Source organism: Archangium violaceum Cb vi76, from assembly GCF_000733295.1.
GTDB lineage: Bacteria > Myxococcota > Myxococcia > Myxococcales > Myxococcaceae > Archangium > Archangium violaceum.
This window is the reverse complement of sequence record NZ_JPMI01000291.1, coordinates 106,260-120,750: the sequence shown is the minus strand read 5'-3', so window position 1 is coordinate 120,750 and position 14,491 is coordinate 106,260. Positions and strand designations below refer to the sequence as shown.

Genomic DNA, 14,491 nt, shown 5'->3' with positions numbered 1-14,491 from the left:
GCCTACTGAAGCTTCTGGCCGTCGCGCAGGTCACCCCGCGCCACCGCCACCACGCGCTCGCCCACGCGAACGCCCGCCATCACGCCCAGCGAGTCCGCCGCGGACTCGCTCACCTGGACGACGCGCTCCTCCAGCCGCCCGTCGCTCACCACGAAGACCTTGTGGCGCGGGCCGTCCTCCACCACCGCCGTGCGCGGCACCACCGGGAGCTGCTGCTCGCCCAGCTGCACCTTCGCCGTGGCGAACTGGCCCGGCAGCAGCGAGCGATCCTTGTTGGGCACCAGCGCCTCCACCACCAGGTCGCGCGTGCCGCGGCGCAGGCCCGCGCCCACGAAGGACACCTTCGTCTTGTGCACCACGTTGGGCGCCGCCGTGAGGGTGAACTCCACCTCCTGATCCTTGCGGATGAAGGCGGCCGAGGACTCCGGCACGGTGAGCTCCAGGCGCAGCGGATCCAGCGCCACCAGCGTCACCACCTTGGAGTCCTGGCGGACGTACTCGCCCACGGACACCACGCGCTCGAGCACCACGCCGTCGAACGGGGCGCGGATGGTGGCGTCGGCCGCGTTGATCTCCAGCAGGCTCAGGCGCGCGGCGGTGGCCGCGGCCTGCGCCGCCGCGTTGCGGCACTGGGCCTGGGCGCGATCATGATCGGCGGTGGACACGGAGCCACCCTCGAAGAGCTTCTGGTTGCGCTCGCACTCGGCGTCGGCCAGGGCCTGCTGGGACTTGACCAGGGCCATCTGGGCGCGGGCCTCCTCGAGGCTCGCCGCCGCGGTGCGCGCGTCCAGCTTCACCAGCACGTCGCCCTTCTTCACCACCGAGCCGCGCTCGACGTGCACGGACGTCACCTTGCCGGCGGCACCGGCGGCCACGTCCGAGTCCTCGTAGGCCGACAGCGAGCCGGTCAGCGTGAGGAAGCGAGGAACCTTCGCCTCTCCCACCTCCACCGTGTCCGCCTTCACCGCGGGCTCCTGCGCCGAGGCCTGCTGCGCCCCCGGCTTGCCCTGCGCGGCGTCCACCCGCGAGCCACAACCCGCTCCGAGCGTCAACACCAATCCGCCCGCCACCAGCACCTTGAACGTCGGCGTCCTACCCGTCCTGCCATTCCGAAGAATCTTCTGCATACCTGTGCTCCCGTGCTCCCTACCCCCCCTTCGAGAGGGGCAGTTCCTCGGCCCGAGATAAGTTAGTGACCGCAAACTAACTAATCCCCGGGGGGGGGGAATTGTCAAGCACAGGATGGGGCAGGCAGGCAGGCGGCGGTGGGGGTTGTATGTGGGCGAAAACCCGTTCTCCGTCACGAACGGGTAAAGCCAGGGCTCACCAGCTCGAGCTGCCGAAGCCCGAGTCGTTGGAGCTGGAGCTGGAGCTCGAATCGCTGGAGCTGCTGCTGCTGGAGCTGTCGCTCCAGGACGAGCTGGAGAAGCCCGAGTCGCTGGAGCTGGAGCTGCTGAAGAAGGAGCTCGAACTGCTCGAGCTGCTGGAGCTCCAGCTGTACTCCCGTTCGCGCTCGCGCTGCCGCTCGCGTTCCCTCTCGCGCTCGCGTTCCCTCTCGCGCTCCCGCTCCTCCTCGCGCCGCCGTTCCTCCTCGACGTATCGGGCGACCTCCTGCTCGGCCGCGGCGATGGCCGCGAGCGCGAGCTGCGAGGCGTTCTCGGCGGCCGACTGGGCGGAGGCGTAGTCCCCATTCTGGAGGGCCGCGCGGGCCTCGGTGAGCCGCCGTGAGCCGGGATTCCCCCGGATGGTGACGCCATGGGACGGGAACCAGTCCTTGGCGCGTTTGACCGGCTTCCCCGCCTCTTGAATGGCTCGCACCGCACGCTCGGCGGCCTCCAGCTCGTTGCGCAGCGCGGCGGCCTCGCGGGCCACCTGAAGCTCGAGCCGCTCGCCCTCGCTCTCGAGCGCGAGCCAGTCGCCGTGGGGCTTGCCGAACGTATCTTCCGCCTTCTGGATCTCCCCCTCCAGCGAGCCGATCGCATTCACGGCGCGCGTGGTCTCACGGCTGTCGGTGATGCCATCCGTCGCGGCGCGCCGCACCCACTGCTGGGCGCCCTCGAACGCCGACCGGGCGCAGCGCAGACCCTCCCCGGCGCGAGCGTGCAGCGAGTGATCATTCGCCACGCTCCGCTGGACATGGGCGAGCGACAGATTCGCCGCCGACAGCCGCTCGGCCGCCTCGAGCGGATCACCGGGCAGGACGCCCACCATGGCACGGGCCGCCTCCACCAGCCCCCGTGCCGTCTCGAGCGTGCTCCGGGTAGGCGCCATGACGCGAGGATCGTCCACCTCGACGGCACACGCGGCGGCGAGCGCCTCGGCCGCCGAGAGCAGTTGCGGATTCGCTTCCTCGGCGGCCTGGAGCTGACGCACCTTCTCCGTGAGCTCTTCGAGCCGGTGCACGGCGAGTGCCTGCTGTTCCCGCACCTGGCCGATCCGCTCGGCCGAGGTGAGCAACCATCCCTGGGAGAAGAGCTTGAGCGCCGACTGGAGCAGCTCCGCGGCCCGCTGCGTGTTCGAGGCGGCCTCGCGCAGGTTGTCCTGGACGGTGCCATTCGCGTTGGGGTGAATCGGATCGTCCGCGCGCAATCTCAGCGCCGACGGCAGGTAGCGGCGCATCGTTTCCGTCAGTGGGGCCTGGCGCTCGGCCATGAACCCCGCGAACCGCTTCGCCTCGGCCCGGCACTCCTCGCACCATGCCTCGAAGCGGGCGTGCACCTCGCGGCTCCGGGCCACCCACTGCGCCGCCTCGGACGCGCCCGCGAGGGCCGCCTCGACGCCGGTGCGCGCGGCCTCCAGCTCGCCTCGGCTCAGCGCCTCGCGGCCCCGCGCGAGCGACTGCTCGCCCGAGGTGAGGCGCACGGAAGGATCCCTCCCCTCCTCCCGCAGCATCAACGCGGGCGCCAGACCCATGGCCTGGCCCAATCCGGCCCGAGCCGTCTCGAGCTCCTCCGTCACCCGCGTCAGCTCGGCGCGAGCGCGTCCGCACCCCTCCACGAGCCGCCCCGCCTCGGCCGCGCGCTGCTCCAGCCGCCCGAGCGCCTCGGCGAGGGCCTTCACGTCCACGCCGGCCTGGCGCGTCACCAACGCTCGCGCCACCTCGTCGGACTGACGGTGGAGCGTGTCGAGCGCCTCGTCGAGCCACTGGCGGGACAGTCCGGCGGACGCGAGCGCCTCCCCCGCACGCTCCGCCAGGGGCACCCCCTCCGAGCGGCCACGAGCGAGCACGAGCAGCAGCTCCGACGTGTCCGCGCCCTGCTGGCGTGCACTGGCGAGCGGCCCGTGGAATGCGCCCATCGGATCCTCCACGAGGAGCGAGCGCGCCTCCGCGAGGAGCGCCTCGAGCGACGGCACGACCCGCTCGAGGAGCGCGGGGACGCGAAGCCGCACGGCCTCGGACTCCACCGTGTGCACCTCGGAGAGGAGGCGCTCCAGCGCCGCGACGCCCGCCCCCGCCTGACCCGGCACGGCCTCCAGCACCTCGAGCACCGGGAGGACATTGCTGGCGCGCGTGTTGAAGGCCTCGATGAGTTCCTCGAAGTGCAGCGAGAACGGCTGGTAGCTGGCGAGGTCTCCGATGAGCCGCTGCTCGGCGGTGGGACGGCCCCGCAGCACGAGCTCGATGCCATCATCGGGGTGGAAGGCGATGAGCTTGTCGCGCAGCAGATGCGTCACCTTCTGGAAGCGCGGGGCCGAGAACTGGACCACGAGCCAATCCAGGAGGCCCCTGCCCGTGAGCAGCGCCTCGGCCTGGTCCAGCACGCGAGAGGCCCCCACGGACAGCAGGAACAGTTCATCCACGCCGGAGGCGAGTGCCAGGGCCCGCTCGCGCGTGGTGCCCGAGTAGCGCTTCTGGATCTCCTCTCGCGAGTGGCCGGCGGCCAGGTGGGTCCGGTCGAGCAGCTCGAAGAGCGCCTGCATCTTCTCGTCGAGGGCCTTGCGCCACTGGGCGTGGAGATCGGCGGCATTGCGCATGTGCCGGTTCCGGTCGAGCCGCAGGAGCAAGAGGAAGATGCCCAGGGCCAGGACGGCGATGCCCACGAGCGCGCCGCGCAAGGCCGCTTTGAACTCGGCCTCCTGGAGGATCACGAGGGCGGCCTCGTACGGCTCCTGGCTCGAGCGCAGCGCCTCGGGGAAGGTGCGATCCTGACGGGCGAACGCCTCGCGAGCCCGCCGCAGCGCCGCATGCGCGTCCGCGAGCTGCTGCTGGATGAGCCCGGCGCGGGATTCCTTCTCGAGGGCCTCGAGCAGACGGGCCTGCTCGTCCAGCAGGGACTCCTGGCGCTCCATCTCGGCCAGGAGGGTCTCCACCTTCTGGCGCAGGGTTTCCGCCTCGGAGAGCAGCGACTCGTGGTGGGGCGCCAGCGTGACAACGGAGGAACGCGCCTGTTCGAGCGCCGCCTTCGCCGCCTCCAACTCCGGCACGGCGAAGGCCTTCAAGCGAGACGTCTCGAGTGCCGTGAGCGCCTCTTCGGCCTGCTTCAGCCGCGAGACTCCCCGCTGGCGGGCACGCTCGCGGTTCGCCTGCTCCAGCTCGAGGATGACCGCCAGCCGCTTGTCGATATCGGTAACGGTGTCGCGCACCGCATCGAGGATGCGCCCTCCACTGCGCATGGCGGCGATGGCCGGGGCATCGAGCCTGCCCTTCCAGTTCGCCTCACCCAGGCCGCGCCGGTCCTGCGCGTCGGACCCGAAGTACGACAGGTTCCGATCACGCACGGACAGCAGGAAGATGGCGCCGTCCGGCTCGCCTGTCTTCGGATGCTTCAGGGAACCGAAGCCCGTGCGGTTCGACAGCCCCTTGCCGAGCGCATGCTTCACCGCCTCGATGCCCTCGAAGGAAGTGCCCGCCGCGTCGACGAAGCGCTCCCCTTGGGCGCTGTCCAGCAGCACCACGGTCCAGTGGGGCCGCTGATTCAACCACTTCTCGAGCTCGCGCAGCTGCGCGTCCGAGACCCCGATGTCCCCCTTCACGTAGAGGTGCTGGGAGGGGGACCAGAGCTTCACGACATGCGTGGCGTTCGTGACGCGCCGGGGCTGGCTGGCCGCCCGCGCGGACGGAATGGCAACGGCGAGGGAGAGGAAGAAAAGACAAGCCGCGACCAGGAAGGAGCGCTTCATCGGGCCTGTTTATAGCCGATCGAAGTGCCGCCGGACACGCTCCGCGGGCTCCCGCAAGCCCACCTCCTCCAGCCGGACGACGGCCCACGCCAGTGCCGGCTCCATGTTGGAAACGACGACATAGGGCCAGGAGGGCGGATTGAGGTGGAAGAGGATGTTCAACCCGAGCCGGAAGAACGGTGCGTTGCTGATGACGAAGGCATTGCCGAGCAACGTCCGCCGGATGATCCCCTCATGCCGTGCCGTCCACTCCGCCTGCCTGCGGCGAAGCTCGGCCGAAATCATTCCGACATGGAGCAGATCGGAAACGACCACATGCGGCTCTCCGCGATGGAAGTAGGACGCGGAGACCTTCAGGTACTCCTCGAACTGCTGGTTCGACGCCTCCCCCACGACGCGCAGCCGGAGCAGCGGCCAGAGCGAGTCGTCGAAGGTGCAGAAAGGCGTGGCGGGCATGATCCACGCACAGTGTACCTTCCGCGCGTGGCTACGGGGGACTGGCCCTCCGCGACGCGGCGCCATGAAGAATGGTGAGCTGCCGGACCACCCGCTCGAGCTGGGCGCGCAGTAGGGGATCTTCCGCGGCCAGGGCAGTCGCTCCTCCGGTAGAAGGCGTCTCCCCACCCAGAAGCCCGGTCAGGTCGGGCAGCGGCATGGGCGGACGCCCCTGGACCACCGCACCGGCCAGATCCTCCAACACTTGATCGATGGAGCTCGCGAAGCGCTCCAGGCCGGCCCGGACCCGCTCCGGGGCCCGCTCGTGGTGGACGGGCGAGAGCGCTATCACCGCGGCCGCGAAGCGGCGGGTATACGCGAGCAGCGTCATCAAGGGCTCGAGCGGCTCCGTGCGCCGCCGTGGCTCGGAGAGCAGCCGCTGGAAGGAGGCCTCCGCGTTGAGGCTCGCCAGTCCCATCTTCCGCCGCGCCTCGCCGAGTGATGCATCCGGACTCCCCGGAGTCCCGAGCCAGGCGGAGAACACCTGCTGGAAGTACTCGCGGTCCGCCCTGAGGGCCGCCGCGAGCTGCTCGGGAAAGAGCTCCTTCTCCGCCCGCTCCCACAGGAGCCAGGAGCCCGCCAGCGCCAGGGCGCCACCGATGAGGGTGTTGACGATACGCACCCCGGCCAGACTCCAGTCTCCACTGCCCACCTCGGCCAGGAGCACGAAGGTGACCGTGAGGAAGATGGTGTAGAGCCCGTAGTTCACCGAGATGACGGCCACGCTGATGGCCACGGTGAAGAACGCCAGCATCATGATGGCGTGCGGATCATGCAGCCATGCGGCGACCAACGCGGCGAGGATGCCTCCCACCATCGTGCCCACCACGCGCTGCAACCCCTTGAGGAAGGTCGGCCCGGTATACGGCAGCATGATCGTGAGCACGGTGATCGTCACCCAGTAGCCGTGGCTCAGGCTCGAGTGGGCGGTGATCCAGACCGCGATCGCCGTGGTGACGCCGACCCGGAGCGCATGCCGGAGCACGACCGAGTCCCGGGTCAGGTTCTCGCGCAGCGGCTCGAGCAACGGACGCCTCGGCTCGGCCAGAGCGGGCCGAGGCGGCTCGCGCCCGGTGGTGGACGGACGAGCATCCGCGAGGCTCGCGGCCCGCTCCAGCGCGAGCCCCGCGAACTCCCGGAGTTGCGCCAGCAACCGGGCCGCGTGAAGGGCCTGCGCACGGTCGACGACGCGCATGGCCTCGGACCCCCCGACGTTCTCGGTTCGGGCGAGGGCCTCCCGAAGCGCCTCCGGGCCCCACTCCAGCGCGGGCAACTGCCCGGCCGGGCTCTCGGTCTCGGTGATGCGCGCGAGTTCCTGGAGGGTCCCGGAGAAGGCGGTGAGCGCGCGCGCCACCTCCTCCTGGGCCGGACGGACCCCGGTCCCGTGCGACAGACTCTCCGTCACATCGGCGAGGGCGATCATCGCCTCGAACATCGAGTCCGCCATCTGGAGCAGCACCAACAGCCGCTCCCCACGCGCGCGATCCGAGCGCCCACGGCGGGTGGCGGCGAGGGTGTTCCGGGCCTCCTCCAGGGCCTCGCGCAGCCGCCCGTGGTGTCCCTGGACCAACGCCTGCCAGGCCGCGCCGTCGGCCCCGGTGGAGAGCCGAGCCACCTCGCCCACGAATTCCGACAGCGCCCGGAAGCAGCGGCCGAGGGCGAGGCGCGCGGGCCGGTAGGGGCGGATGGGCCACAGGACGAGCGAGAGCACCATCGCCCAGCAGGCGCCCGCGAGCAGGTAGCCCACGCGCGAGAAGGCATCGAGGAGCCCGGAGGCAGGCAGGGCCAGGGAGATGACGAAGGCGCTCGCCGCGATGTTGCCCACGAAGCCAGCGGTGGCGCCGTACACCCCGGCGTAGCTGCAGGCCGTCACCCAGAACAGGGCCACGGGGATGGCCAGCGCGGGGTGGATCCCGGCCAGACCGCCCACGAAGACCGAGAGCGAACAGGTGAGGGCCACCGCGCCCATGCTGGAGGCGCGGGAGCGGTAGGAGCCGCCCCTGTCCGCGAAGGAGGTATTGAAGCCGCCCACGCTGAGCCAGATGACGCCCGGGAGCTGGAAGACGCTGGCCAGCAGCACGGGCAACAGGGTGGCGATCGCCGCGCGGAGGCCCGCCTTCACCGCTGGCCGCACCGGGGCGAAGCGGGCGACCTCCTTCGCATGTTCGAGCAGACGCCGGGTGAGCATGAGGTCTGGCGGAACTAACCGGACTGACTCATGGGGAGCAAGCCGAAGTGCCGCCGGATGCGATGGGCGGGCTCCCGCAGGCCTGCCTCGTCCATCTGGCCAGCGGCCCACGCGACGGCCGACTCCATGCGGGGAACGACGAGGTACGGCCAGGAAGGCTGTCTGAGGTGGAGAAGGAGGTTCAACCCCAGCCGGAGAAAGGGGGAGTTGATGACGAAGGCGTTACCGAGCACCAATTCCCGCGTGAGCCCGTCATACCGGCCCATCCACTCCGCCCGTTTGCGGCGCTGCTCGGTCGATTCGATTCCAGCCCGGAGCACATCGGCGATGACGACGTGCCGCTCCCCCCGGTGAAGGTAGGACGCCGACACGTCGAGGTACTCCTCGAACTGCTGATTCGACGGCTCTCCCACGATCCGCAGGATGAGCAGCGGCCAGAGAGAGTCGTCGAAGGTGCAGAAGCGCGTGGCGGACATGGTCCACGCGCAGTCTACCCGTCCGCGAAGTGCCCCGTATTGTCCCCCGGAACATGGTGGGGGGGCAGCCGGGGCGCCTCGCGTCCGTCTATAATCCGCGCCCCGTCTCAATCGTCATGCAACCCCTCCAGCAGTTCCTGGAAGCTGTTGGCCACGGGGAGGACGGACATCTCCACCGTCACCAGGACGATCTGGGGCTGATGGGCTGCTCCTCTGTAGTCAAAACACAGGTACTCCCCGCCCGGCGTCTTCCCGAAAGGATAGATGCCTGAAGGAACATGGGAGCGGATGAGATCGTAGGAATCCTGAATGGAGTAGCTCGCGCGGTCAGCGTCCCGGGTTACCGTCAACAGAACGCTGAACACATTGGCGCCTCTGCCCACCTTGAAGACACAGGGCTCGGGAGCCATGCCCTGATGGGCCGCGGCAATCCTCTTGAACTCACCAGGTAGAGCGACCTGCCACATGTCCTCGAGCCGCTCGAGCTCGGAGGAAGCAACAGGACGTGGCTCCTTCCAGACGTAGTTTTCCCAGCGGATATCCATCATCGAGCCCTCGAGGAAACCATCAATACCCGCCACCCCAGATCGCCATTCCGCCCGTGTGCGGTTTCGCGAGATCATGAGCACTATCGGGGATGAGCTGCATCCGGCCAACGTCTTGATGGTGGTGCCAGGTATAACCGGAGGGCGGCCTCCTGCTCGTTGGTAACGCAGCCACCTCTTCCGCGGAGAGACCCAGCTGCCTTGCCAACCCGGAATCGGCCCGAATCGCTTCGTAGAGCCGCTTGTTGGCTGCCTTGAAGTGGAGATCAGGGCGGCCACTTCCGATGTGGATCTCCTCGAGCAGTGTTTCGAACCGCGTCTCGAACTGCGCGAAGCCGTTCTCGTCGAATCGAAGGGTGTCCCTGCCATTCGTGAGGGACTTTCCAGCTCGGTTGCGCCCCAGGTTGACGATGGGTTCCGACGGCTTCCGCGTGTCCTTGTAGGGGAGAACACGACCATCTTCTGTAAGCTTCGGCTTGCGCCATTCCTCGATTTTTTCCAGCCGATGATGGTTCGGCTCTGACTGCGCCGCCTGAGAGCGCGAGCCCAGGCTGCCATCTATTCCCTGAGAAGCCATGGCATGGGCCGTTGGAGCCAGAACCACGGTGATGCTGGGCCGAGCAACCATGATCGCCTCGACCTCGCTCGCCACCGTCGACAGATTCAGGCCCGTTTCGGCGCTCAAGAGCTGCGCCGCGCGCCCGAACCCTGGTAGCCCCGGCCCTTTCAGCGTCATGTGGCTCCCCCACCCCACTGCCCAGGCTTGATTCAAAGTCCCACGGGAGAGGTTATCCCACCCGGCCCTACGGCTGAAGTATAGTCCCGCCGACAGGCGCCCACCGGTGGCGAGCAGCCGCGGGCTGATCGCGCGGGGTGAGCCTGCACAGAGCCGGTGACGGGCCGGGCAGGTCCGGGGAGAAGAGGAATGAGTAGGGAGAAAAACCGGGGCGGGAGGACTGGCGGGCCCTCCACACCCCATGGGGAGAGCGGGAAGGGAAAGAATGAGCAGGACACCCCTTCTCGCGTGCAGAGGATGATGACGAGCCTGGGGCTGACATTCAAGGGAGTAAAGGACCCGCGAGCGCGCCGGGGACAGAGGCACCCGCTGGCGGCGATGTTGACGCTGCTGGTGCAGGCGCTGGCGGTGGGCAGGCGGGTGTTGAGGCATGCCGAGGCGCTGGGGGAGGACATGCTGCGCGAGGGCACGGCACCCGAAGGGCTCGAGAGGCCAGTGTCCGACACGACGTTGGACAGGCTGCTGGGAAGCGTGGAGCCGGAGGGGTTGGAGCAGGAGGTGCACCAGATGGTGCGGCGTGGGCTGGACAAGGGGTTGATACGCCAGGAGCTCTTCAGCCGAGGGGTGGTGTCCATAGACGGCAAGGCGGGGGAGAGCACGCCGGGGCAGGCGCCGTGCGAGCCGAGCCACACGACGAAGGATGAGCAGGGGCGGGAGTACTGGTACCCGTACGCGCTGCGCGCCAGCCTCACCAGCAGCGCGGCCCAGCCGGTGCTCGACCAGAAGCTGCTGGAAGGCAAGCAGGGAGAGGCGACGGCGTTCCCCGAGCTCTTCAAGCGGGTGGTGGAGAAATTCGGGCGCCATTTCGAGTACGTGACGGTGGACGCGGGAATGACGAGTGCGGCCAACGCGCGCGTGGTGAGGGAGGCGGGCAAGCACTACCTGATGGCGCTCAAGGAGAACTTCCACCGGCTACATGACAAGGCGTGGGTGGCGCTGGCGGTGGCGCCAGTGAAGGTGCGAGTGCGCGAGCGGGTGAGGGGGGAGTGGGTGGAGAGGGAGTTGAGGGTGGTGGACAAGCCGCCAGAGGAGGACTTTCCGGGCGCCGAGCAATGGGTATGGGTGCGGCAGACGCGAACCAGGGACGGCGAGCTGCCGAAGGTGGAGACGCGGCTGTTCCTCACCTCCATTGCCCGGGGGCAGCTTTCTGGGGAGCGGATGCTGACGCTGGTGCGCCGGCACTGGGGGATTGAGAATGGGCCCAACTGGACAGCGGACGTGGTGCTGGAGGAGGACAGCGCCTCGCCCAGCCTGAGAGGCAAGGCACCGCTGGTGCTCAGCTGGCTGCGCTTGCTGGCCTACAACCTGCTGGCCCTGGTGCGCACGCACCTGCCGGTTCGCGATAAACGGCCTCCCAGCTTCGCACGTACCATGGAGGTGCTCTACCAGGGCCTGTTGGGCCTGGCCGTGCTGCCCGAGAGTCTGGCCACACTTGCCTGAGCGCCCGCCAGCTGCTCCCGCTCCGGTCTCCCGCGCCTCTTCTCCCCTGGCTGTTCGGCCTGTGTCCCTTCTCTCCTGTCCTTCCACGGCGCCCCTCTTTCAGGCGCCGTCCGGAGGGATGCTCCCCCTTTGCCTGTGAATGTCTGGACTTGCTCTCCGCTTCTTCAAATCCTCTCCTACGGACTTTGGATCAATCCTGACCCCACTGCCGCCGTCGCCGCCATCACCAGCACCTGCCCTGCTCGCTCCCCAATGATTCGGCCGTAGTGCTCTCCAGCGGCCCGCAGTTCCCCAAAGCTGCGTGCCCGCTGTGCATCGGCCTTGAGCTGCCGATATCCCTCCACGAGGCTGAAAAGGGTCTCCGCGCCCAGATAGGCCAGGAGCACGCCTGTCATCGACACCGCCACCAGCTTCGAGGTCGGTTCTGGAAGCAGCAGCAACCCCAGATACATGGAGAGCGAGGTGAATACCGCGATCCGGAGCTGGGCGGGATCCACCGAGGCTCTCACCACTGACTCCACTCCTGGCCACAAATTCTCGAAGGCGAGCATCAGCGCCATGTCCGTCCGCTCGTCCTCATCGAGGTACAGGTCTCCCTCCAGGAAGGACAAACAGTCACCGCCACGCCCATCGCGAGCGCACCAGCCTTGATAGCCGCGCACCACTTCTGCCTGCTCGGCCTGTGCTCCCGGTGGTGCCCATCTCAAGTCCAACCGCATCAGGAAAGGCACGGGTGGGCCCGGCAGTTCGACCACCAACCGCGCCATGATCTGCTCGAACTGAGCCTGGCTCAATTCCACCAGCGGACGCTGAGGCACAGAAGGCAAAGCCACCAGAGTGCCCGAACGTGACTCAAGCATCACTCGGGTGGGCCCTTGGACCGACTCGCAGGCACGCCCCCTGACGCTCTCCGGCTCGTGACCCTGCCGCTGACCACCGTCCGTTGCGCAAGCGCACGCCAACAGCAGTCCCCACACCAGGAGCCAATTCCGGCTCGAACAGGTGTAGCGCGCAGACGCGATGAACTCTCTCTTGGCTGGCATGAGCCAGAGCATGCCGGAGAGAGGAGTCCTACAACAACGGCGTCCCCCGTTCGCATGGACGGGGAGACGCCGTGAGCTTGAGGTGGCCCGCCACATCCATCACATGGGATGCGGCGGGCTCACGTTGACGCGGCTACAACCCGCGTCCGGCCTTCACCATGGCCTCGCCGACGAAGCCGCGGATCTCCTCCACCTTGGCCTCCCAGCTCTCATGGCGGATGCGCTCGGCGCGCTCGCGGCTGGGACCGGCGCCCTCGGCGAGGCACTCGTCCACCTTGCGCACGAAGTCCTCGGTGTCCTTCGCCAGCTTGCACAGGCCCACCTTGCGCACCTCGGGAATGTCCGAGGACACCACCGGCACGCCCGCCGCCAGGTACTCGCGCACCTTCAGCGGATTCGCGTTGAGCGTGAGCTCGTTCACCTTGAAGGGCATGAGCGCCACGTCGAACGCCTTGCAGTAGCCCGGCAGCGCCGAGTACGGCTTGCGCCCCAGCAGGTGGATGTTCTTCTCGGCCTTCAGCACCGCCGGGTCCACGTCCGGCGCCACCTTGCCGATCACCACCACCGAGCCCTCCGGATGCGCCCGCGCCGTCGCGGCGATCGCCTCCAGGTCCACCCAGTCCGCCACCAGTCCGAAGAAGCCGAAGATCGGCCGGGGCAGGTTCGCGATGTCCTCGGGAATCACCGTGGCTGGATCACACGCCTTCACGAAGTGGTTGAAGTCCACGCCGTGGCGCACCAGCACCGTGCTCGGGTTGACCCGCACCTTGTTCTCCCTCAGCCGCTCCGCCGAGGTGATGCACAGGTCCGCCCGCTTCAGCAGCTGCTCCTCCATCTCGGCGATGTGCTTGCCGTTGGTGTCGCTGAAGGCGGAGAACTCGTCCACGCAGTGGTAGACGACGAACTCCTCGCCCAGCCGTCCGGACACCGGCGCCGAGGCCGGCAGGAACGACCACGAGATGGGCCGCTTGAAGTGCAGCTGGCGCATGGCCCGCAGCACCTGCGCGCGCAGCAGCTCCCGGTTCGTGGCGCGCACCAGCTCCGAGCCGTAGAAGGGAATCGCCAGCGGGGCGAGCACGAAGAGGTTGGGCTCCACCTCGCGGATGCCCTCGGTGAACTTCGCCAGCTTGTTCCAGATGCGCTTCACGTCGTGCGCATTGGCCTTGGGTGCCCGGTTGCCGATGCTGTTCACCCACAGGACGCGGTTGTCCCGGGAGAGGATCCGCATGATGTGGACCTTGGACAGCGGATCCCCATCCCAGTCGTTGGAGAAGACCACCAGATCCCTGCCACGGAGCGCCCGGCGGGCCAGCTCCAAGTCTTCACTGCGCCGCATGTGTCTCGCCTCCTCCCAGAATCGTCGGTTGCACCAGATCGCCGTAGAGCTTCAGCAACACCGGTCCAGCATCCGGTGACACCGCCTGCGCGGGCCCCCGCTCGAGCGCGTGGTGCACCCGCTCGGCCAGGGCCACCGCGTTGCCCGCCTGGAACGTGTATGTCCCGTGCGGCCGCCCGCACACGTCACTGGCCACGCACGGCACGCCGAGCGCCAGCGCCTCGCGCACGGAGATGGCGTCCCCGTCGTGCGTCGTGGGCCGGATGAAGGCATCGCAGCGTGAGATCAGCGCCAACGCCCGCGAGTGCTCCAGTTCGCCCATGTCCTCGATGAGCTCCTCGACCCGGTGCTCTCGGGCATCCCGCAGGAACTCCTCCGAGCGTGTCCCCGGCCCGAAGACCGCGAGCCCCACACCGGGCACCTCGTCCGCGATCATCCGCAGCGCGCGGAACATCAACCCGCGGCCGTAGACGGGCGAGGGGTGGTGCGCCATGGCCAGCAGGGGCAGGCGGCGGGCACGCGCCGCCTCGAGCTCCGGGCTCACCCTCCCCGGCCGCACCTGCGAGCCGCAGAAGGCCGGGTACACCACGAGCTTCTCCTCGGGCACCCCGCAGCGCGCGAGTGCCTCGCGCACGGCCTCGGACACGGCCACCACGCGCGAGTACCCGGCCAGGGCCACACGCGCGAAGGCCCGCCGCGACACGGAGGCGGCCAGGTAGTCCGGCAGCAGCCCCGAGTGCAGGGTGATGACACGGGGTGCTCGTGCCCTCACACCGGCGGTGGCCGCGAGCATCCAGGACTTCGGGTTGTTGCCGCTGGTGTGGACGTGGACGGTCCACCCCTCGCGCAGGAAGCCCGCCAGCCGCTTGCCATATTGGGTGGGGGTGCGGACGGGAATGACGTCCGGAGCCGGCCGGCCCCCCTTTCCGACGTCCAGCACCACCGTCTCCACCCCGCGCTCGCGCAGGTACCCGTGGAGTTGCTGGACGTGCACGGCCACGCCACCCTGCGGCGGCGGATAGTCTCCGACGAGGAGCACTCTCATGCCCTG

The 14,491-nt window shown here is 68.9% G+C and carries 11 protein-coding genes; 1 reads left to right on the top strand and 10 read right to left on the bottom strand.

Annotated features, from left to right (window positions below):
• Positions 1-2 precede the first annotated feature (2 nt).
• The 7 genes from Q664_RS40235 to Q664_RS61710 form a co-directional block, all read right to left on the bottom strand.
• The gene (locus tag Q664_RS40235) at positions 3-1,127 is read right to left on the bottom strand and encodes an efflux RND transporter periplasmic adaptor subunit (protein WP_052519261.1); all 1,125 of its coding nucleotides are present in this window, start codon (positions 1,125-1,127) and stop codon (positions 3-5) included.
• Positions 1,128-1,323: 196 nt separating this feature from the next.
• Positions 1,324-5,121 (bottom strand): hypothetical protein, encoded by a 3,798-nt coding sequence (locus Q664_RS60305; RefSeq protein ID WP_043408720.1) that lies wholly within the window; start codon positions 5,119-5,121, stop codon positions 1,324-1,326.
• A gap of 9 nt (positions 5,122-5,130) precedes the next feature.
• The gene (locus tag Q664_RS40225; protein ID WP_043408718.1) at positions 5,131-5,577 is read right to left on the bottom strand and encodes a hypothetical protein; all 447 of its coding nucleotides are present in this window, start codon (positions 5,575-5,577) and stop codon (positions 5,131-5,133) included.
• Between the two features lie 31 nt (positions 5,578-5,608).
• Complete coding sequence (locus tag Q664_RS40220) at positions 5,609-7,804, bottom strand: FUSC family protein (RefSeq protein ID WP_075207651.1); 2,196 nt, start codon at positions 7,802-7,804, stop codon at positions 5,609-5,611.
• Between the two features lie 14 nt (positions 7,805-7,818).
• Positions 7,819-8,280, bottom strand: a complete 462-nt coding sequence (locus tag Q664_RS40215) for a hypothetical protein (RefSeq protein WP_043408716.1) — start codon at positions 8,278-8,280, stop codon at positions 7,819-7,821.
• A gap of 107 nt (positions 8,281-8,387) precedes the next feature.
• A complete protein-coding gene (locus Q664_RS40210; protein ID WP_160174609.1) occupies positions 8,388-8,828 on the bottom strand; it encodes an SMI1/KNR4 family protein in 441 nt (146 codons plus the stop codon).
• Between the two features lie 19 nt (positions 8,829-8,847).
• Positions 8,848-9,561, bottom strand: a complete 714-nt coding sequence (locus tag Q664_RS61710) for an HNH endonuclease (RefSeq protein ID WP_052519260.1) — start codon at positions 9,559-9,561, stop codon at positions 8,848-8,850.
• 297 nt (positions 9,562-9,858) lie between these two features.
• Here Q664_RS61710 and Q664_RS40200 point away from each other — a divergent pair, with 297 nt between their 5' ends.
• A complete protein-coding gene (locus Q664_RS40200; RefSeq protein ID WP_043408711.1) occupies positions 9,859-11,061 on the top strand; it encodes an ISAs1 family transposase in 1,203 nt (400 codons plus the stop codon).
• A 176-nt stretch (positions 11,062-11,237) separates the two neighbouring features.
• Here Q664_RS40200 and sitA5 read toward each other — a convergent pair whose 3' ends face one another.
• The 3 genes from sitA5 to Q664_RS40185 all read right to left on the bottom strand — a co-directional run bounded on the left by sitA5 (position 11,238) and on the right by Q664_RS40185 (position 14,485).
• Positions 11,238-11,921: a SitA5 family polymorphic toxin gene (gene sitA5 / locus Q664_RS53315; protein WP_160174607.1), complete on the bottom strand. Its 684-nt coding sequence runs from the start codon at positions 11,919-11,921 to the stop codon at positions 11,238-11,240.
• A 316-nt stretch (positions 11,922-12,237) separates the two neighbouring features.
• Positions 12,238-13,440, bottom strand: a complete 1,203-nt coding sequence (gene exoP, locus Q664_RS40190) for a spore coat polysaccharide biosynthesis glycosyltransferase ExoP (protein WP_043408709.1) — start codon at positions 13,438-13,440, stop codon at positions 12,238-12,240.
• On the bottom strand, positions 13,427-14,485 hold the full coding sequence (locus Q664_RS40185) for a glycosyltransferase family 4 protein (RefSeq protein ID WP_043408707.1): 1,059 nt from the start codon (positions 14,483-14,485) through the stop codon (positions 13,427-13,429). Before Q664_RS40185 ends, exoP begins: the two co-directional genes overlap by 14 nt.
• Positions 14,486-14,491 lie beyond the last annotated feature (6 nt).

Excerpts from the sequence above, each read along its gene's own strand:
- Q664_RS40215 (WP_043408716.1), bottom strand. The coding sequence starts at position 8,280 with ATGTCCGCCACGCGCTTCTGCACCTTCGACGACTCTCTCTGGCCGCTG.
- exoP (WP_043408709.1), bottom strand. The coding sequence starts at position 13,440 with ATGCGGCGCAGTGAAGACTTGGAGCTGGCCCGCCGGGCGCTCCGTGGC.
- sitA5 (WP_160174607.1), bottom strand. The coding sequence starts at position 11,921 with ATGCTTGAGTCACGTTCGGGCACTCTGGTGGCTTTGCCTTCTGTGCCT.
- Q664_RS61710 (WP_052519260.1), bottom strand. The coding sequence starts at position 9,561 with ATGACGCTGAAAGGGCCGGGGCTACCAGGGTTCGGGCGCGCGGCGCAG.
- Q664_RS40235 (WP_052519261.1), bottom strand. The coding sequence starts at position 1,127 with ATGCAGAAGATTCTTCGGAATGGCAGGACGGGTAGGACGCCGACGTTC.
- Q664_RS40200 (WP_043408711.1), top strand. The coding sequence starts at position 9,859 with ATGATGACGAGCCTGGGGCTGACATTCAAGGGAGTAAAGGACCCGCGA.
- Q664_RS40185 (WP_043408707.1), bottom strand. The coding sequence starts at position 14,485 with ATGAGAGTGCTCCTCGTCGGAGACTATCCGCCGCCGCAGGGTGGCGTG.
- Q664_RS60305 (WP_043408720.1), bottom strand. The coding sequence starts at position 5,121 with ATGAAGCGCTCCTTCCTGGTCGCGGCTTGTCTTTTCTTCCTCTCCCTC.
- Q664_RS40220 (WP_075207651.1), bottom strand. The coding sequence starts at position 7,804 with ATGCTCACCCGGCGTCTGCTCGAACATGCGAAGGAGGTCGCCCGCTTC.
- Q664_RS40210 (WP_160174609.1), bottom strand. The coding sequence starts at position 8,828 with ATGATGGATATCCGCTGGGAAAACTACGTCTGGAAGGAGCCACGTCCT.
- Q664_RS40225 (WP_043408718.1), bottom strand. The coding sequence starts at position 5,577 with ATGCCCGCCACGCCTTTCTGCACCTTCGACGACTCGCTCTGGCCGCTG.